Origin of the sequence: Nocardioides carbamazepini, assembly GCF_024614185.1 — a bacterium.
Lineage (GTDB): Bacteria > Actinomycetota > Actinomycetes > Propionibacteriales > Nocardioidaceae > Nocardioides > Nocardioides carbamazepini.
Genome location: NZ_JAHTLF010000016.1, coordinates 1,271,666 through 1,289,512 on the forward strand (window position 1 = coordinate 1,271,666; position 17,847 = coordinate 1,289,512).

Sequence of the window (17,847 nt, forward strand, 5' to 3'; positions counted from 1 at the left end):
GTCACTGCATGGTGATGCCGCCGGAGACGCTGATCGTCTGTCCGGTGATGTAGCGGGCGCCGGGGCCGAGCAGCCACGCGACGCAGTCCGCCACCTCGGCGGGGGCGCCGAGCCGGCGCAGCGGGATGCTGCGCAGGAGGCGGTCGAGGTACGCCGGGTCGGTGCCGGTCGCCGCAGCAGACATCGCGCCCTCGAGCGGACCCGGGCTGACGACGTTGACCCGGGTCCGGTGACGGGCCAGCTCGCGGGCGAGGCTCTTCGCCGCGCCCAGCAGGGCCGCCTTGGTGCCGGCGTACGCCACCTCCTGGCCGGCACCGGCCCGCGCCGAGTCGGAGGCGACGAAGACCACCGAGCCCGGTGCCGCCGTGATCGCCGGCAGCAGCAGCTGGGTCACCAGCAGCGGGCCCCGCTGGTTGACCTGGTACATCAGGTCCCAGTCGGCAGGATCGGAGTCGGCGAACCGCGCCAGCCGGGTGATCCCGGCGCAGTGCGCCAGGCTCAGCGGTGCCGCCGGCAGCGCTCCGATCGCCGCGGCGGCCTCGCGGATCGAGGCGTCCTGCGTCAGGTCGAGCGGCAGGGCCGCGACCGTGCCCGGCGCGGCGGCGACGACCGCGTCGAGACGGTCGAGCCGCTGGTCGGCCGCGATGACCTCGGTGCCCTCGCGCGCCAGCAGGTGCACGAGCGCGGAGCCGACGTCGCCGGCCGCGCCGGTGACCAGCACCCGGCCGGGGACGGCGCTCACCAGGACCGGAGCGTGGGCAGCACGTCGGCCGCGAACCGACGCAGGCTCTCGATGCCCTCGCCCCGCAGGTCGATGCCGGGATGGGGCCCGAACAGGACCAGGTCGGTCAGGCCGAGATCCTTGACGAACGGCTCGAGCACCGCGAGCACCGTCTCCGGGTCGCCGATCAGCTCGTTGGCGCGGTAGCTGTCGTGCGAGGGCGCGAGGCCGTAGTCCAGGTCGGGGTCGCCGAACTCGCTGCGGATGCGCCGGTAGTAGTCCCAGCGCTCGAAGTAGAGATGCCGGTTGCGCTCCCAGACCTTCTCGGGGTCCTCGTCGGTGACCGTGATGCTCCACGGGTTGGAGACCCGCGTCGAGCCGGGCTCGTGGCCGGCCTCCGCGAGGGCGGCGTGGTAGGCGGCATGCACCTCGGGATCGACGGAGGCCCCGGCGAGGTTCGCGCCGTGCCGCCCGGCCCGGGTCGCCGCGGCGACCGTGGTGGCCGCGACCCACAGCGGCGGGTGCGGCTCCTGGGCCGGGGTCGGCTGGACCTGGAGACCGGGGATCCGGTGGTACCTGCCGTCGTAGTGGACCTCCTCGCCCGTCCAGCCCAGCTTGAGCAGCTCGATGGCCTCCTCCATCCGGGAGGGCCGCGTGCGCGGGTCGAGTCCGAAGGCGGCGTACTCCGCGATCCGGTGGCCGATGCCGATGCCGACGTCGAGCCGGCCGCCGGAGAGCTGGTCGAGCACCGCGGTCTCCTGGGCCAGGGCGAGCGGGTGGTGCAGCGGCGCGACGTAGATGTAGGAGCCGATGCGCGCCGTCGTGGTGCGGCTGATCAGCTGGGACAGGAAGATCGGCACCGACGGCCCGTAGCCGTCGGCGCTGAAGAAGTGCTCCTGCACCAGCAGCGAGTCGAACCCGAGGCGCTCGGCCTCGGTGAAGGTCCACAGACAGTCCTCCCAGAGGTCGGTCCAGGACTGCTTCCGGTACGGCGACGCCTTCATCTCCAGGGTGAGCCCTACTCGCACGGAGTGCTCCTTCGGTCGGGGACCTTCATCCTGGTCCGCGACCGGTGCCCTGCCCACGTCCAACATCACCGTCGATCTAGCATGTCAACATGATGGATCTGACGCTCCGCGACCTCGAGTATGTCGAGATGATCGCTCAGGAACGCAACATCACCCGCGCCGCGGCCCGGCTCCACATGGCGCAGCCGGCGCTCAGCCAGTCGCTGCAGCGCATCGAGCGTCGGCTCGCCGTACGACTCTTCGAGCGCAGCAGCCGGCACATCGCGCCGACGGCCGCGGGCGACGTGCTGGTCACCGCGGCCCGCGACATCCTCGCCTCGGTGCAGCAGGCCGTCGTCCAGACCCGGGTCGCGGGCGGGCTGCCCGAGGTGCTGCGGGTCCACGTCAGCGAGTCGTCGCTGATCACCCCGCGCCGGATCCTCGCCGCGGCCCGGGCGCACGTCCCCGGCGCGGCGATCCACCAGACGACGCTGCCGCGACGCGACGTGGCCGAGAACCTCCTCAACGGCGAGCTGACGCTGGCCATCGCCGGATCGATCCGGCGGGCCGGCCTGCAGAGTGTCAAGGTGCGGGACGAGCGGATCGGCGTGCTGGTCAGCGAGCGGCATCCCCTCGCCCGCGCCGAGCTCGTCGAGCCGGCGCAGCTGGCCGACCACCCGGTCCTCTCGATCGACCCGGAGATGAGCTCGTGGGACGCCTGGGTGACGTCCTACCTCGGCGAGCACGGCGTCACCGCGCGCTGGTCGAAGGAGGTGGTCTTCGGCCTGAGCACCGGCAGCGACGTGCTCCACGACGCCGACACGGTCATGCTCACGCTCGCGTCGGTCAGCCGGGACCATCTCGACGGACTGGTCTGGCGGCCGATGTCACCGGCCCGCTCGGTGCCGTGGTTCCTCACCTACCGGGAGGAGAGCCTCCGCGACTCTCCCGCCGTCGCGGCCGTGCTGCGGGTGGTGCGCCGGCTCGCCCACGACCAGGGCTGGACCGACTGAACGGTCCTGTCGCCCCTGTCGCCCCCCGTCCCCTCCGCGGGCTCAGCCCTGGTCGGTCTCCAGCCAGGCCCGGATCTCGTCGTTGTGCTGCCCCAGCGTCGGCGGCGCGACGTGCCGCTCGCGGCCGCCGGCGTACGCGTTGTCGTCGAAGCGCAGCGTGGGCCCGGGAAGCTGGATGTCGCCGAGGGTGGTGTGCTCGACGTCGATGAGCAGGCCCTGGGACAGCGTCTGGTCCCAGGCGTAGACGTCATCGAGGGTGCGCACCTTGCCCGCCGGCACCCCGGCGCCGTCGAGCCGCGCGAGCGCCTCCTCGGCGGTGAGGTCGGCGAGCACGCCCTCGACGAGAGCGATCGTCGCGTCGCGGTTGGTGACCCGCTCGGGGTTGGTGGCGAAGCCCGGCGCAGCCGGGTCGATGCCGAACTCGGTGGCGAAGGTCTGCCAGAGCTTCTCCGAGCCGCAGGCGATCTGCACGGGCGCGGTCAAGGTCTTGAACATGCCGTAGGGGGCGATCGACGGGTGGTGGCCGCCGGCCAGGCCGGGGACCTCCTTGGCGACCGTCCACTTGGTGCCCTGGAAGGCGTGCACGCCGACCATGCCGGCCAGCAGCGAGGTGTGGACCACGCGGCCGCGGCCGGTCCGCTCGCGCTCGTAGAGGGCCGACACGACGCCGTACGCGCCGTTCATGCCGGCCAGGAGGTCGGCGATCGGCACGCCGACCTTGGTGGGCTCGGTGAGGCCGGTCAGCGACATCAGGCCGCCCTCGCCCTGGGCGATCTGGTCGAAGCCGGAGCGCTTCGCCTCGGGGCCGTCGTGGCCGAAGCCGGTGATCTGCAGGACGATCAGCCGGGGGTTGAGGGCGTGCAGGCGCTCGATCGGGAAGCCGAGGCGGTCCAGGACGCCGACCCGGAAGTTCTCCATCAGCACGTCGGCGCGCTCGACCAGCTTCGCCAGGACGTCCTGGTCGGCGGGGTCCTTGAGGTCGAGGGTGATCGACTCCTTGTTGCGGTTCGCCGAGAGGAAGTACGTCGACTCGCGCTCGCCCTCCGTGGGGTCCACGAACGGCGGACCCCAGGTCCGGGTGTCGTCGCCCGTCGGGCTCTCGACCTTGATCACCCGGGCCCCGAGGTCGCCGAGCATCATCGCGGCATGGGGGCCGGCGAGGGCACGGGTGAGGTCGAGGACCAGGACGTCGGCGAGAGGCGCGGTCATGGTGCCGACACTATTGACGAGATCAAGGCCCGAGAAGGGCAGGTTCTGCCAAGAGATCCGTCGTGATCAGGGCAGGAGCAGCACCACGGTCTCCGCGACCGCGGCGGGCTTGTCCTCGCCGTCGATCTCGATGACGTGCTTGAGCGTGGCCTGGTAGCCGCTGGGCAGCTCGGTGACCTCGGCCAGGGTGACCGTCAGCCGGATCCGCCGGCCCACCAGGACCGGGTGGGGGAAGCGCACCTTGTTGACGCCGTAGTTCAGCTTGGCGCCGGGGGTCTCGAAGGCGAAGATCGACTGGCCGAGCCACGGGATCAGCGACAGGGTGAGGTAGCCGTGGGCGATGGTGCCGCCGAACGGGCCGGCCTTCGCCTGCTCCACGTCGACGTGGATCCACTGGTGGTCACCGGTCGCCTCGGCGAACCGGTCGACCCGCTCCTGGGTGATCTCGACCCAGTCCCCGGTGCCGAGGACCTCCCCGTTGGCGGTGATCAGCTCGTCGAAGGTGGTGAAGGTCCGCACGTGTCTGCTCCTGGGGTCCGGGTGGAAGCGGTAAGAATGCGGTCATGGAACCTACACGTGGCCTGCCGGAGGACCTGCTGCGGGCGGCACCCAAGGTGCTGCTCCACGACCACCTCGACGGTGGGCTGCGTCCCGCCACCATCGTGGAGCTCGCGGCCGGCGTCGACCACGCCCTGCCGGAGACCGATGCCGAGGCGCTCGCGCAGTGGTTCGCGGAGGCCGCCGACTCGGGCTCCCTCGAGCGCTACCTGGAGACCTTCGCCCACACCGTCGGCGTCATGCAGACCGTCGAGGCGCTGACCCGGGTCGCCCGTGAGTGCGTCGAGGACCTCGCCGCCGACGGCGTCGTGTACGCCGAGATCCGCTACGCCCCCGAGCTCCACGTCGAGTCCGGCCTCGGGCTCGAGGAGGTGGTGGCCGCCGTCCAGCAGGGCTTCGAGGAGGGCATGGCGGCGGCCGCCGCGTCCGGCAGCCGGATCATCGTCCGGCACCTGCTCACCGCGATGCGCCAGGCCGCGCGCGCCATGGAGATCGCCGAGCTCGCCATCGCCTGGCGCGACCGCGGCGTCGTCGGCTTCGACATCGCCGGTCCCGAGGCGGGCTATCCGCCCACCCGGTTCATCGACGCGTTCGAGTACCTCCAGCGCGAGAACTCCCACTTCACCATCCACGCCGGCGAGGGCTTCGGCCTCCCGTCGATCTGGGAGGCCGTGCAGTGGTGCGGTGCCGACCGGCTCGGCCACGGCGTGCGGATCGTCGACGACATCACGATCGACGAGGACGGCACGCCGCGCCTGGGCCGGCTGGCGTCGTACGTGCGGGACAAGCGGATCCCGCTCGAGATGTGCCCGTCGTCCAACGTGCAGACCGGCGCCGCGCCGTCGCTCGCCGAGCACCCGATCCGGCTGCTGGCGTCGCTGCGGTTCCGGGTCACCGTCAACACCGACAACCGGCTGATGAGCCGCACCACGCTGAGCCGGGAGTTCGGGCTGCTCGCCGAGACCTTCGACTACGGCTGGGCCGCGCTGGAGTGGCTGACCGTCAACGCGATGAAGTCCGCCTTCATCCCCTACGACGAGCGCTACCGGCTGATCACCGAGACCATCAAGCCCTGGTACGCCGAGCAGCTGGGTCGCTGACCGCTCAGACCACGAACCAGAAGTGGGACCAGCCGGCGACGCCGACCCGGTGCCCGGTCCACTGCTGCTCCCGGACGGTGACCAGCTGCCCCCGGGCGGGGTCGAACACCTCGACACCGCCCTCGACGGCGCCCACGGCGAGCACCACGTGGCGGGGCAGCCACCGGTTGCCGAGATAGACGCCGACCGGCCGGCCGCGCAGCTGCTCGCGCAGGACGTCGTACCCGATCGCGGGGCGGGGGCGCACGAACACCGTCGCGATGTGCTCGCCGGTCAGGGCGCGCAGCGCGTTGGCGACCGCCCAGGGCGGGGTGCCGAGTGCGCGCGGCCAGGGCATCTGGAGGCGGTCGCGCGGGCTGCGGGACGAGGTGAGGAGCCGGTGCTCCTCGGTGATGTCGTCGGGGTGCTCCGGGCGCCACTCGGTCAGCAGGGCGCGGGCGCCGAGCACGCTCGCGGCGCCGCAGCTGCGGGTGTCGGGCTGGCGGAGCCGGTCGGGGGCGAGGTCAGTCGGCCAGCGCATGGTCGTCCTCCTGGTCGCGGCGCTCGCGCAGCTCGGCGAACGCCCGGTCGCCGGTGGCGACCCGGCAGCCGACAGCGGTCGCACGGCGGACGATCTGGCGCTGGGCACGGGCGAGGGCCAGGCCGCGGCGGACCAGCACCAGGGGCGGCTTGCGGTGCTCGCGCAGGTCGCGGGTCAGCCGGCGCCAGAAGGTGACGACCGGGTGCTGGGTGATGCAGTACGCCGCGGCGAGGATGCCCGCGCGCCGGCACTCCTCGACGATCTCGGTCGCGAAGATCCCCTCCGCGCAGAACCGGCGGGCGTCGCCGAGCTCGAGGCGCTGCGTGCCGGTCCGGCGGCTCCCGGAGATCGAGTACACCGGCACCTCGGCGCTGCCCGTCGCGCAGAGCTCGCGCAGCCCGGCGAACGCGTCCTCGTGGTTCCAGCTGCCGGGGTGGTCCCAGTCGACGAGGCCCGCCATGGTGAGGGGGCCGCCGTCGGCGATCAGCGGCAGCCCCGGCTCGTCGCCGTCGCGGTAGAAGTCGTCGAGCCGCAGGGTCGGCCAGCCGTACGCCTTCGCGAGCCGCTCGGCCAGTCGCGACTTGCCGGACCCGGACGGACCGGCGAGCACGATCACGCGGGCCCCGGGCCATCCGTCGGTCATGAGGGTCGAGTCTGCCGTACCTGCCGCGGGGGAGCGAGCCGGCGCAGTAGGTTCGGCCCATGGGAGAGGGAGGACGGCGTCCGCGCCGCTGGGTCAGGATCACCGTGCTGTCGCTGCTGGCGCTGGTGGTCGTCGCCGCGATCGGGTTCTTCACGTTCGCGCCGAGGATCGTCGAGAGCGGCATGAATAAGGTCGACCCGGCGGACCTGCCGGAGGTGAGCCCGGAGACGCAGCGGCTGCACGACTCGCTGCAGGTCGTCGACATGCACGCCGACACGCTGATGTGGGACCGCGACCTGCTGGACCGGTCCGGGCGTGGTCACCTGGACCTGCCGCGGATGGAGGACGGGAACGTCGCGCTGCAGGTCTTCTCGTCGGTGTCGAAGTCCCCGAAGGGACAGAACTACGACAGCAACTCGGCTGACAGCGACAACATCACGTTGCTCACCTTTGCGCAGCTCCAGCCGCCGCGAACCTGGACCTCGCTGCTGCAGCGCTCGCTCTACCACGGCGAGAAGCTCCACAAGGCCACCCGTGAGTCGCACGGCTCACTGCGGCTGATCCGCTCCCGGCGCGACCTGGACCGGCTGATCGCCGACCGCGAGGGCGGCAAGCAGGTCACCGGCGCCCTGTTCTCCGTCGAGGGCCTGCAGAACCTCGAGGGGGACTTCGACAACCTCGACCGGCTCTACGACGCCGACATGCGGATGGCCGGCTTCACCCACTTCTTCGACAACGAGGTCGCGGGATCGATGCACGGCGAGGAGAAGGGCGGGCTCACCGACCTGGGCCGGAAGGTCTTCGCCGAGATGGAGCGCCGCGGCATCGTCGTCGACATCGCCCACGCCAGCCACGACGCGGTCGCCGAGATGCTCTCGCTCGCCACCAGGCCGGTGGTGCTCAGCCACGGCGGCGTCCAGGCCACCTGCGACGTCAACCGCAACCTCACCGACGACGAGATCCGCGGCGTCGCCGCCACCGGGGGCGTCGTCGGCGTCGGCTACTGGGACGCCGCGGTCTGCACCCTGAGCACCGCCGCCGTCGTCGACGCCATCGACCACGTCGTGCAGGTCGGCGGCATCGAGACCGCCGCCCTCGGCAGCGACTACGACGGCGCCACCACCGTCGGCTGGGACACCACCCACCTCGCCGCCATCACCCAGGAGCTCGTGGACCGTGGGTACGACGACGCGTCGATCGCCGCGATCATGGGCGGCAACACACTGCGGGTGCTTCGGGCGACGCTGCCGGACTGACCCGGGGGCTCGGCGACGGAGCCGAGGTCAGCGGGGGACCCTCACCGCCCGGGTGAGTGCCTGGGTGCCGGTATGGCCGACGGCGGTCCAGGTCACCCGGGCCCGGACCTTGGCGCCGCGGTCCTTGCGGGTCACCCGGTAGGTCGTGGCGGTGGCGCCCGTGATCGCCTTGCCGTTGCGCAGCCACTGCACCGTGACCTGGGCGCCCGGCACGCTCGCCTGGCCGGTGGCCACGACGAGCTTGCGCACCACCTTGTGCCGCGTCTTGACCGTGATCGTGGGAGCGGTGGCCGTCATCGCCGCGACCGACACCGGCGGAGTCCGGGGTGCGCCGATGAGCGCGTCGGACACGGCGGCCGTCGAGGGCAGATAGCCGCTCCTCGTGCCGGAGACGGCGACCGTGATGGTGGCGCCGTCGTCGCTGTCGGTGAGGGTGTACGTCGATGCCGTGGCGTCCGCGATCGGCGCGCCGTTGCGCCGCCACTGGTAGCCGATCGCGGCGTCGGCGGGGAGCCAGCCGCCGGGGGTCGCGGTCAGGGTCTGCCCGACCCGGGCGGTGCCGCTGATGGTGGGCGGAGCCAGGTTGGTCACCGGGGTCTGCAGAGCGGCGACGAGGTGACTGTTGCCGACGGCGACGTCGAGCACCGGCCGACCGGCCACGTTGGCCGGCAGGAACGCCCGGTTGTCGCTGTCCGCCGCCGTGCACGAGGGGTCGACGGTGTCGGGGCAGCCGGCCCGGTGGATGTACCGGTAGCCGTCGTCGCCCCAGAGGAAGAGCTCGCCCGTGTCGGTGACGGCACTGGTCATCGTGGCGCCGACGTCGATGGCGACGACGTGCTCGTCCGTCAGCTCCGCGGGAGGCGCCGGGGGGAAGTAGCCCCACGTGTAGACCTTGCCGGCGTCATCGATGGCGGCGTACTTGTTGTCGCCACCGGCGGAGATGTCGACGAAATGCCGGCCCGGATCCGGGGCGGGCACCGTCCCGAACGGCGCGCCCCACATGACGATCGACCCGTCCGCCTTCAGCGCCAGGCTGCTCACGCGGTCACCCGCGATCGCGATCACGCCCGACTGCGCCGCCGGCGGTACGACGGCCTCGCCCCACAGGTTGTTGCCCCAGGCGTAGACCTTTCCGCCCGCCTCGTCGGTCAGCGCGAGCGCGGCGCCGCCCATCGCGACCTTGGTGACGTTCTTGTCGGACAGCGCCGCGGGGACGGCGTGGGCGGAGCCCCAGGTGTGGACGGTGTGGTTCGCAGTCAACGCGATCATCCCGTAGAAGAAGGCATCGATCGCCGTGACGGTCTGGCTCGCGAGCGCTGCTGGTGGCGCCGTGCCCCAGCCGTTGGCCGGCACCCCGGCGTACCCCCACACGTGCACCTTGCCGTCGCTGTCGAGCGCGACGGAGTTCGTGTCGGAGGCCGCGACCGCGGTGATCCTCTTGCCGGCGAGATCGGCCGGGACGTCCTGCTGGCCGTAGTAGTTGTCGGCGTACCCGTAGACGCTGTCGCCGTCCTGGTCGTTCGCCGGGTCGCGGTCACCCCAGGCGGCGGTGTTGCCGACGACGGTCCCGATCGCCTCGGCCGCGTGGGCGGCAGGAACCGGTGCGAGCCCGGCAACGCCGGCAAGGCTCGCGGTCAGGGTGAGGGTGAGCAGGCCGGGACGCAGCGGACGCAGCACAGGAGGCACCGCCCCAGCCAACTCGTGCCGAGTCGATCGCGCAGTGGGGATCGTGCGTAATCGCTACCCGTCCGGTGGGCTGGGGTCGTCGGTGTCGTGGATGGGGTGGGTGCCGTGGTGGTCGACGCGGAACCGGAACCCGGCGGGGCTGGTCCAGATGTAGGTGGCCGGCATCGGGATTTCGTAGTGCCAGGTGGAGTGGGTCTTGGCCCGATGGTGGCGTCGGCACAGGGCGACTTCGTTGCACGGACAGGTGAGTCCGCCCTGACCGTAGGGTCGGGCGTGGTCGATGTCGCAGCGTTGCGCGGGTCGGGTGCAGTGGGGGAACCGACACGTGTGGTCGCGCAGGATCACGCGGGTGCGGTGGCGGTCGGGGATCTCGTAGGAGTCGACGGGGAGGTGGTCGGCGAGGTCGATGACCGGTCGCACGATGATCGTGGTGTCCTTGGCCCGCAGCCATTCCCGGATCTGTGCCGAGGTGATGGGGCAGCGGCCCTCGTCCCACCGACCGACCGGGTTCGCCAACGGGTGATCGTCGCTGATGGTGGTGTCGGTGATGTGGACGTTGAGGACGACCTTGCGGCCGGGGACGGTGGCGAGGATCTCGCCGGTGTCGGGGTCGGGGATCAGCAGGTCCAGGGCGAGGTCGTGGCGGGCGAGCTCGGCGGCGGCCTTGGAGCGCCGCACGTCGAGCGTCGAGTCGTCACCGAGCCGGGCGAGGGTCTCGGCTCGTCGGGCGACCGCTTGGTTCAGGTCGTGTCCGTCGGCGGCGTCGAGGAGTCCGTCGAGGTGGACCAGGCCGTGCTCGTCGACTCCACCGATGTCGAACCGGCGCCGGTCAGCGGCGGCCTGTCGTTCGGCCTCGGCGCGTTCGGGGTCGAACCGGATCACCGCCTCGGCGACGAGTCGTTCGAGTTGTGCCCACCCGACGCCGGAGGCATCGAAGAGCTGCCGGTCGACGAACGCGGCCGCGTCGGCTGAGAGGGGGCGGGTGAGGTCGGCGATCCGTTCGGCCCGCCACGGCGCCAACCGGCCCGCGGCCACGGCGGCGTAGACGTGGGGGAGGCGCCAGGCGCACTCGATGACCCGACCGACGTAGGCCCGGCCACCGTCCGGGGTGCGGCCGAGGACGGCGATGAGCTCCATCAACGCGAACTCCGACACCAACGGTGCCCCGCCACCGGCGATCGGGACGCCGGTGTCGAGGTACCCCTCGGTGATCGCCGCGCCTTCGGGGCTGTCGACGATGTGGTCGCCGGCCCAGGTGACGATCCCCGCCCACTCCTCGACGAGGAGCTGGTTGCGGGCCTCGACCCCAGCACCCAGACGCGACAGCAGCGAGGCTGTCGTGCGGGGCCGGGTTCCGAGATCCATGACTGGATTCTCCCATCCGGCTACGACACTTCAAAGCGGCGGAAACCCGCTTGTGGACAGGCGAAACCCGATCAGCGGGATGTGGAGAGCCAACGTCACCATCCGTGACAGAAGTGCCCGAACCACGGCCTCCCGAACCACGGCCTCCCGAACCACGGCCTCCCGAACCACGGCCTCCCGGACCGCAGCCCGACCGCCGAACCCAGCCTCCTCCCTACCCTTCTCGTCGCTGCCCTTTCGGAACGCAACCGGCTACGAGACTGAAGCGCACGGGCAGTTCCGGAGCCCTCCGCCGGTGCCTCCGTGCCCTGCCGGTCAACGGACGCGGCCGCGCAGTGCTGCGTCGAGGGCGGCCCGGGGGAGGGGATCGTCCGGGCAGGCGTCTTCGAAGACCGACAGGACGGGCTGCGCCGCGGCCTGCGCGAATCGCGCGACCTCACGCAGCTTGTCGGGCGTCAGCTCGAAGTCACCCGCCATGGGGTGCGGGCGCCGACTCAGATCCCGATGGGGTGCCAGACCGTCTTGTGCTCCACGAAGCCGGTCATGGGGGACAGCCCGGGGTCGTTGGTCCAGTCGGGTTCGGTCTCCGGCGCCCGGCGGACGCGTTTGAGGTTGTCGGCGGCCGCGACCTCGAGCGAGGTGGCGAGCTCGGCGTCCCCGGCGACGCCGGCGAGGTCGATGGCGTTGACGTCCATGTGCGCGGCCAGCCATGGGCCGAGGACCACGGCGTCGCCGGTGAGGATGTTGACCACGCCGCCGGGGACGTCGGAGGTGGCGAGCACCTCGGAGAAGGTGACGGCGGGCAGTGGCCGGTCGTAGGACGACACGACGACCGCGACGTTGCCGGTCACGATGACCGGCGCGACGACGGAGACCAGGCCCAGCAGCGACGAGGACTGCGGGGCGAGGACGCCGACGACGCCGGTCGGCTCAGGAGCGGTGTGGTTGAAGAACGGGCCGGCGACCGGGTTGGCGTTGCCGATGACCTGGGCGAGCTTGTCGGCCCAGCCGGCGTACCAGACCAGCCGGTCGATGGCGGCGTCGACCTGGCTACGTGCGGCGGCCGCGGTGATGCCCTCGGACTGGCGCACGGCCTCCTCGAACTGCGGGCGGCGGTCCTCCATGACCTCGGCGATCCGGTACAGGATCTGGCCGCGGTTGTACGCCGTCCGCCCGGCCCATCCGGAAGCAGCCTTGCGGGCGGCGACGACGGCGTCGCGGACGTCCTTGCGGGAGGCGAGGGCGGCATTGGCCACGAACCTCCCCTTGCTGTCGGCGACCTCGTAGGAGTGCCCCGACTCCGAGCGCGGGAACGCGCCGCCGATGTAGAGCTTGTAGGTCTTGCGCACGTCGATGCGAGCCATCAGGCGTCAGCTCCCTTGAGGTAGGCGGCGAGGCCCTGGCGCCCGCCCTCGCGGCCGTAGCCGGACTCCTTGTAGCCACCGAACGGGCTGGTGGGGTCGAACTTGTTGAACGTGTTGGCCCACACCACGCCGGCCCGGAGCTGGGAGGCCATGTGGAGGATCCGCGAGCCCTTCTCGGTCCACACGCCGGCGGAGAGGCCGTAGGGGGTGTTGTTGGCCTTCTCGACCGCCTCGGCCGGCGTGCGGAAGGTCAGCACGGACAGCACCGGGCCGAACACCTCCTCGCGCGCGATCCGGTGCGCCTGGGTGACGCCGGTGAAGATCGTCGGCGGGAACCAGAACCCGGACGACGGCAGGTCACAGGCGGGCGCCCACCGCTCGGCCCCCTCGGCTACACCGATCTCCGACAGCTCACGGATCCGGCCGAGCTGCTCGGCGGAGTTGATCGCGCCGATGTCGGTGTTCTTGTCGAGCGGGTCACCCACGCGCAGCGTCCCCATCCGCCGCTTGAGCCGGGCGAGCACCTCGTCGGCCACCGACTCCTGCACCAGCAGCCGCGAGCCCGCGCAGCACACGTGGCCCTGGTTGAAGAAGATGCCGCCCACGATGCCCTCGATGGCCTGGTCGATGGCCGCGTCGTCGAACACGATGTTGGCGGCCTTGCCACCGAGCTCGAGGGTGGCCTTCTTGTCCGTTCCGGCGATGGCGCGGGCGATGGCCTTGCCGACCGCGGTCGAGCCGGTGAAGGCGACCTTGTCCACATCGGGATGCGACACGACGGCCTGCCCGGTGCCGCCGGCGCCGGTCACGATGTTGACGACGCCCGGTGGCAGATCGGCCTGCTGGCAGATCTCCGCGAACAGCAGGGCCGTCAGGGGAGTGGTCTCGGCCGGCTTGAGGACGACGGTGTTGCCGCACGCCAGCGCCGGGGCGACCTTCCACGCGAGCATGAGCAGCGGGAAGTTCCACGGGATCACCTGTCCGGCGACACCCAACGGCTGCGGGTTCGGCCCGAGCCCGGCGTACTCCAGCTTGTCGGCCCAGCCGGCGTAGTAGAAGAAGTGGGCGGCGACGACGGGTACGTCGACGTCGCGGCTCTCCTTGATCGGCTTGCCGTTGTCGATCGACTCCAGCACCGCCAGCTCGCGCCCGCGCTCCTGGATGATCCGGGCGATCCGGAACAGGTACTTCGCCCGCTCCTTGCCCGACATCCGCGACCAGCCGCGGAACGCACGGCGCGCCGCCTTCACGGCCAGGTCGACGTCGGCATCCGAGGCCTCGGCGACCTCGGCGAGGGTCTCCTCGGTCGCAGGGTTGATCGTCTTGAACGAGGAGCCCCGTCCGTCGACGAACTCACCGTCGATGAACAGGCCGTAGGACGCCTTGATGTCGACGATGCTGCGCGACTCGGGGGCGGGTGCGTACTCAAAACCCATTGGTGTCCTCGCTTCGCTGCGGGCACCAACGGGGCCCGAAGAGGCTGTATTGGATGGTGAACTCGCTTCGCTCGTTCACGGAGATCAGTCCAGGGTGAAGTAGTCGGGACCGCTGTAGCGGCCGGTGGTCATCTTCGTGCGCTGCATCAGCAGGTCGTTGAGCAGCGTCGAGGCGCCGAAGCGGAACCAGTCCGGGTCGAGCCAGTCGTCGCCGGCGATCTCGTTGACCATGACGAGGTACTTGATCGCGTCCTTGGTGGTGCGGATGCCGCCGGCGGGCTTGACGCCGATCTGGACGCCGGTCGCCTCGCGGAAGTCGCGCACCGCCTCGAGCATCACCAGCGTCACGGGCAGCGTCGCGGCCGGCTGGACCTTGCCGGTGGAGGTCTTGATGAAGTCGGTCCCGGCCAGCATCGCCAGCCACGACGCACGGCGCACGTTGTCGTAGGTCTGCAGCTCGCCGGTCTCGAAGATCACCTTCAAGTGGGCGTGCGAGCCGTCGGGACGCACGCAGGCCTCGCGGGTCGCGACGATCTCCTCGAACACCTGGAGGTAGTGCCCGGCCAGGAACGCACCCCGGTCGATGACCATGTCGATCTCATCAGCACCCTGGGCGACCGCGTCGCGGGTGTCGGCCAGCTTGACGGCCATCGACGCGCGGCCGCTGGGGAACGCCGTCGCCACCGCGGCGACGTTGACCTGCGACCCGACGATCGCCTTGACCTCGCCGACCAGATCGCCGTAGACGCACACGGCGGCGACCGACGGACAGGACGGGTCAGCGGGGTCCGGACGCAGTGCCTTGTTGGCGAGCGCCCGCACCTTGCCGGGGGTGTCCTGCCCCTCGAGCGTCGTGAGGTCGACCATCCGGATCGCCAGGTCCAGGGCCCACGCCTTCGCGGTCGTCTTGATCGAGCGGGTCCCGAGCCCGGCCGCGCGTGCCTCCGCACCGACCTGGTCGACGCCGGGCAGGCCGTGCAGGAACCGACGCAACGAGGCCTCGCTGGCGGTCACCTCGGAGTACGCCGCGAGTCCCGGAGCGGGATCGGTGGGGACGGTGGTCGACATCTGCCCAGCATAGGGTTGGCAGCGTGCAGAACGAAGGTGTCGAGAAGGCCGAGCGCTACAGCTCGGGCGGACTTGTCGTCGGTGTGATCGGTCTCGTCTTCGTGGCGATCGCGATCGGCTACGGCCTGCTCGATCCGGAGGCGGGCTTCGCGGCGTGGGCGTACCCGTTCTGCCTCCTCCTCGGGGTGCTGATCTGGGCGATCCTGATCCGCCCCGCACTGCGGCTGCACCGCGAGGAGCTCGAGCTGCGCAACGCCCTGCACACCCGCTGGGTTCCGTTCGCGCTGATCACGTCCCTGGAGATCGGCCAGGTGACCGTCGTGCAGGTCGGCGAGGCGAAGTACGTCGGCAGCGGCTTCGGCCGCACCCGCCGGACCATCCGCCACGACAAGAGGGCCACCGACGACACGCCGTTGGAGAAGCGGTCGACGGCCTGGCTGATCGAGGACAAGCTGCGCCGGCGGATGGCGGACGGCCGGGACCGGGTCGCCCGCGACGTGGGCGCGGGCGGAGAGGTCCGGCTCGCCTGGGCGTGGCCCGAGATCGGCGCCCTCGTCGTACTCGCGGTGGTGACGGTCGTCCTGGCCCTCGTCGGCTGACCATTTCCGCCGGTTCGTAGGCTGCCCGCATGCAGACCCCCGCCAGGCTCGTCGCCGCCGCTGTCGTGTCCCTGTCCGTCCTCGCCACCAGTGCGTGCGGTGACTCGGGGGAGGACAAGGCCTCCGACACGTCGTCGGCCGGCTCCTCGACCAGCCCCTCGACCAGCCCCTCGGCGGACGCCCCGGCGGCGTCCGGCGAGGAGTGCACCGTCGACGACATCGTGGTCGAGGGGGAGGTCGGCAGCGCGCCGACCATCACCATCCCCGACGACTGCACCCCGCCGGCCACGCTGCTCTCCAAGGACCTCGTGACCGGCACGGGCCCGGCCGCGGAGACCGGCGACACGGTGGAGACGAACTACCACCTGGTGACCTGGTCCGACAAGCAGGTGCTCGACAGCTCCTTCGAGCGCGGGCAGACCTTCCCGCTGGAGGACCTGGGCAACGCCCCGGTCATCGACGGTTGGAACCAGGGCCTGATCGGCGTCCAGAAGGGCACCCGTCGTCTGCTCGTCGTCCCGCCGGACCTGGGCTACGGCCAGGGCGGCAACGGCATCGCGCCCGACGAGACGTTGGTGTTCGTGGTCGACGCGGTCTCCGTCAGCTGACGCGTCAGATCCCCGCGGCCACCGCGATGTCGGCGCGGAGCGCGGTGAGCCGGGTGGCGGCCTCGGCGCGCGCGGTGGCGACGTCGCCGTCGACGACCGGGACGACGACCTCGAGATAGCACTTGAGCTTGGGCTCGGTGCCGCTCGGGCGGACGACGACCCGGCTGCCGTCCTCGGTGCGGTAGCGCAGCCCGTCGGTCGGCGGCAGATCGGCCGAGCCCGCGGCCAGGTCGTCGGCCGCGGTGACCGCGGACCCACCGAGGGTCGCCGGGGGCGCGCCGCGCAGTCGCTCCATCGCGTTGGCGATCTCCCCGAGGTCGGTGACCCGCACCGACAGCTGGTCGGTCGCGTGCAGCCCGTGGGTGACGGCGATGTCGTCGAGCAGGTCGGGCAGCCCGCGGCCGGCGGCCTTGGCCTCGGCCGCGATCTCGCACAGCAGCAGTGCCGCCGAGACGCCGTCCTTGTCCGAGACGTGCTCCGGGTCGACGCAGTAGCCGAGCGCCTCCTCGTAGCCGAAGACCAGCTCGGGCAGTCGGCCGATCCACTTGAACCCGGTGAGCGTCTCGGCGTACCGCTGGCCGGCCGCGCGCGCCATCGTGCCGAGCAGCGAGGAGGACACGATCGACGTGGCGTAGACCCCCGAGCGACCGGCACGCAACAGGTGGTCGGCCAGCAGTGCGCCGACCTCGTCACCGCGCAGCATCCGCCACCCGCTCTCCGCCGCGGCGTCGGGGACGGCGGCGGCGCAGCGGTCGGCGTCCGGGTCGTTGGCGATCACGATGTCGGCACCGGTCCGCTGCGCGAGCGCGACAGCGCGGTCGATGGCACCGGGCTCCTCCGGGTTCGGGAACGCGACGGTCGGGAAGTCCGGGTCCGGCTCCTCCTGCTCGGCGACGACCTGGGGCGAGTCGAAGCCCGCGTTCTCCAGCACCGTCGGCAGTGCGCCGCCCCCGACGCCGTGCAGCGGCGTGTAGACGATCGTGAGGTCCCGTGGGCCGTCCCCGGCGATCGCCGCGACGGTGTCGAGGTAGGCATCGACGATGCCGTTGTCGAGGATCCGGCCGCCCGTCGACTCCAGCGGCACCCGCGGCACCGACTCGAGGCTGCCGACAGCGGTGATGCGCGCCGCGATCCCACTGTCGGCCGGCGGCACGATCTGGCTGCCGTCGCCGAGGTAGACCTTGTACCCGTTGTCCTGCGGCGGGTTGTGGCTCGCCGTCACCATGATCCCGGCGGCGCAGCCGAGCTCGCGGATCGCGAACGCCAGCAGCGGCGTCGGCAGTGGGCGGGGGAGCAGCAGCGGCCGGAGACCCGCCCCCGCCATCACCTCCGCGGTGTCCCGGGCGAACACGTCCGAGTTGTGCCGGGCGTCGTACCCGATGACGACGGGGGTGCCGGGGGTGGCCCCCGTGTCGCGGAGGTACGCCGCCAGGCCGGCCGCGGCGCGGATGACGACGATCCGGTTCATCCGGTTGGGCCCGGCGCCGAGCGCGCCGCGCAGGCCCGCCGTACCGAACTCCAGCGTGCCGCGGAAGCGGTCGGCGAGGTCGGCGCGGGCGCTCGCATCGCCCGCCTCGACCGCGGCGATCACCCGGACGAGCTCGTCGCGGGTGTACGCGTCCGGATCCTCGGCGAGCCAGGACTGGGCCCGGGCGAGCAGGACGTCGGTGTCAGGCGTGGTCACCGGCCCACGG

At 71.9% G+C, this 17,847-nt stretch carries 18 protein-coding genes; 5 read left to right on the forward strand and 13 right to left on the reverse strand.

The annotated features are described in order from the left end of the window. Position 1: 1 nt before the first annotated feature. On the reverse strand, positions 2–742 hold the full coding sequence (locus KVF89_RS18510) for an SDR family NAD(P)-dependent oxidoreductase (RefSeq protein WP_257427564.1): 741 nt from the start codon (positions 740–742) through the stop codon (positions 2–4). Beyond that, on the reverse strand, positions 739–1,749 hold the full coding sequence (locus KVF89_RS18515; RefSeq protein ID WP_257427565.1) for an LLM class flavin-dependent oxidoreductase: 1,011 nt from the start codon (positions 1,747–1,749) through the stop codon (positions 739–741). Before KVF89_RS18515 ends, KVF89_RS18510 begins: the two co-directional genes overlap by 4 nt. A gap of 89 nt (positions 1,750–1,838) precedes the next feature. Between KVF89_RS18515 and KVF89_RS18520 the strand changes: the two genes are divergently transcribed. Beyond that, on the forward strand, positions 1,839–2,741 hold the full coding sequence (locus KVF89_RS18520; RefSeq protein WP_257427566.1) for a LysR family transcriptional regulator: 903 nt from the start codon (positions 1,839–1,841) through the stop codon (positions 2,739–2,741). A 42-nt stretch (positions 2,742–2,783) separates the two neighbouring features. Here the strand turns inward: KVF89_RS18520 and KVF89_RS18525 are convergent, their stop codons facing one another. Beyond that, positions 2,784–3,950, reverse strand: coding sequence for a CaiB/BaiF CoA transferase family protein (locus tag KVF89_RS18525; protein ID WP_257427567.1), 1,167 nt, complete (start codon positions 3,948–3,950; stop codon positions 2,784–2,786). Positions 3,951–4,016: 66 nt separating this feature from the next. After that, the gene (locus tag KVF89_RS18530) at positions 4,017–4,469 is read right to left on the reverse strand and encodes a MaoC family dehydratase (protein WP_257427568.1); all 453 of its coding nucleotides are present in this window, start codon (positions 4,467–4,469) and stop codon (positions 4,017–4,019) included. Between the two features lie 44 nt (positions 4,470–4,513). Here KVF89_RS18530 and KVF89_RS18535 point away from each other — a divergent pair, with 44 nt between their 5' ends. Beyond that, a complete protein-coding gene (locus KVF89_RS18535) occupies positions 4,514–5,608 on the forward strand; it encodes an adenosine deaminase (RefSeq protein WP_257427569.1) in 1,095 nt (364 codons plus the stop codon). A gap of 4 nt (positions 5,609–5,612) precedes the next feature. Here the strand turns inward: KVF89_RS18535 and KVF89_RS18540 are convergent, their stop codons facing one another. Next, positions 5,613–6,128, reverse strand: a complete 516-nt coding sequence (locus tag KVF89_RS18540) for a hypothetical protein (RefSeq protein WP_257427570.1) — start codon at positions 6,126–6,128, stop codon at positions 5,613–5,615. Beyond that, positions 6,112–6,771, reverse strand: a complete 660-nt coding sequence (locus tag KVF89_RS18545) for an ATP-binding protein (protein WP_257427571.1) — start codon at positions 6,769–6,771, stop codon at positions 6,112–6,114. The genes KVF89_RS18540 and KVF89_RS18545 overlap by 17 nt, the downstream gene beginning before the upstream one ends. Positions 6,772–6,830: 59 nt before the next feature. Here KVF89_RS18545 and KVF89_RS18550 point away from each other — a divergent pair, with 59 nt between their 5' ends. After that, positions 6,831–8,027 carry a dipeptidase gene (locus KVF89_RS18550; RefSeq protein WP_257427572.1) on the forward strand — a complete coding sequence of 399 codons (1,197 nt, stop codon included), beginning with the start codon at positions 6,831–6,833 and terminating at the stop codon, positions 8,025–8,027. A 27-nt stretch (positions 8,028–8,054) separates the two neighbouring features. Here KVF89_RS18550 and KVF89_RS18555 read toward each other — a convergent pair whose 3' ends face one another. The 6 genes from KVF89_RS18555 to deoC form a co-directional block, all read right to left on the reverse strand. After that, the gene (locus KVF89_RS18555; protein ID WP_257427573.1) at positions 8,055–9,713 is read right to left on the reverse strand and encodes a hypothetical protein; all 1,659 of its coding nucleotides are present in this window, start codon (positions 9,711–9,713) and stop codon (positions 8,055–8,057) included. Between the two features lie 54 nt (positions 9,714–9,767). Beyond that, the gene (locus KVF89_RS18560) at positions 9,768–11,078 is read right to left on the reverse strand and encodes an HNH endonuclease signature motif containing protein (protein WP_257427574.1); all 1,311 of its coding nucleotides are present in this window, start codon (positions 11,076–11,078) and stop codon (positions 9,768–9,770) included. 315 nt (positions 11,079–11,393) lie between these two features. Beyond that, positions 11,394–11,555, reverse strand: coding sequence for a putative immunity protein (locus tag KVF89_RS18565; RefSeq protein WP_257427575.1), 162 nt, complete (start codon positions 11,553–11,555; stop codon positions 11,394–11,396). Between the two features lie 17 nt (positions 11,556–11,572). After that, positions 11,573–12,442 carry an aldehyde dehydrogenase family protein gene (locus KVF89_RS18570; protein WP_257427576.1) on the reverse strand — a complete coding sequence of 290 codons (870 nt, stop codon included), beginning with the start codon at positions 12,440–12,442 and terminating at the stop codon, positions 11,573–11,575. Continuing rightward, complete coding sequence (locus KVF89_RS18575; RefSeq protein ID WP_257427577.1) at positions 12,442–13,878, reverse strand: aldehyde dehydrogenase family protein; 1,437 nt, start codon at positions 13,876–13,878, stop codon at positions 12,442–12,444. Before KVF89_RS18575 ends, KVF89_RS18570 begins: the two co-directional genes overlap by 1 nt. Before the next feature lie 84 nt (positions 13,879–13,962). Continuing rightward, positions 13,963–14,946 (reverse strand): deoxyribose-phosphate aldolase, encoded by a 984-nt coding sequence (gene deoC / locus KVF89_RS18580; RefSeq protein WP_257427578.1) that lies wholly within the window; start codon positions 14,944–14,946, stop codon positions 13,963–13,965. A gap of 23 nt (positions 14,947–14,969) precedes the next feature. On the opposite strand from deoC, the gene KVF89_RS18585 reads away from it, so the two are divergent. Next, a complete protein-coding gene (locus tag KVF89_RS18585) occupies positions 14,970–15,545 on the forward strand; it encodes a hypothetical protein (protein ID WP_257427579.1) in 576 nt (191 codons plus the stop codon). 29 nt (positions 15,546–15,574) lie between these two features. Next, positions 15,575–16,153, forward strand: a complete 579-nt coding sequence (locus KVF89_RS18590) for an FKBP-type peptidyl-prolyl cis-trans isomerase (protein WP_257427580.1) — start codon at positions 15,575–15,577, stop codon at positions 16,151–16,153. 4 nt (positions 16,154–16,157) lie between these two features. Here KVF89_RS18590 and KVF89_RS18595 read toward each other — a convergent pair whose 3' ends face one another. Next, entirely contained in the window at positions 16,158–17,837 is a 1,680-nt protein-coding gene (locus KVF89_RS18595; protein WP_257427581.1) for a phospho-sugar mutase, read from the reverse strand. Positions 17,838–17,847: the final 10 nt, after the last annotated feature.

Coding starts and splice junctions, on each gene's coding strand:
- KVF89_RS18545 (WP_257427571.1), bottom strand. CDS start 6,771: ATGACCGACGGATGGCCCGGGGCCCGCGTGATCGTGCTCGCCGGTCCG.
- KVF89_RS18520 (WP_257427566.1), top strand. CDS start 1,839: ATGATGGATCTGACGCTCCGCGACCTCGAGTATGTCGAGATGATCGCT.
- deoC (WP_257427578.1), bottom strand. CDS start 14,946: ATGTCGACCACCGTCCCCACCGATCCCGCTCCGGGACTCGCGGCGTAC.
- KVF89_RS18535 (WP_257427569.1), top strand. CDS start 4,514: ATGGAACCTACACGTGGCCTGCCGGAGGACCTGCTGCGGGCGGCACCC.
- KVF89_RS18540 (WP_257427570.1), bottom strand. CDS start 6,128: ATGCGCTGGCCGACTGACCTCGCCCCCGACCGGCTCCGCCAGCCCGAC.
- KVF89_RS18570 (WP_257427576.1), bottom strand. CDS start 12,442: ATGGCTCGCATCGACGTGCGCAAGACCTACAAGCTCTACATCGGCGGC.
- KVF89_RS18550 (WP_257427572.1), top strand. CDS start 6,831: ATGGGAGAGGGAGGACGGCGTCCGCGCCGCTGGGTCAGGATCACCGTG.
- KVF89_RS18565 (WP_257427575.1), bottom strand. CDS start 11,555: ATGGCGGGTGACTTCGAGCTGACGCCCGACAAGCTGCGTGAGGTCGCG.
- KVF89_RS18575 (WP_257427577.1), bottom strand. CDS start 13,878: ATGGGTTTTGAGTACGCACCCGCCCCCGAGTCGCGCAGCATCGTCGAC.
- KVF89_RS18525 (WP_257427567.1), bottom strand. CDS start 3,950: ATGACCGCGCCTCTCGCCGACGTCCTGGTCCTCGACCTCACCCGTGCC.
- KVF89_RS18590 (WP_257427580.1), top strand. CDS start 15,575: ATGCAGACCCCCGCCAGGCTCGTCGCCGCCGCTGTCGTGTCCCTGTCC.
- KVF89_RS18560 (WP_257427574.1), bottom strand. CDS start 11,078: ATGGATCTCGGAACCCGGCCCCGCACGACAGCCTCGCTGCTGTCGCGT.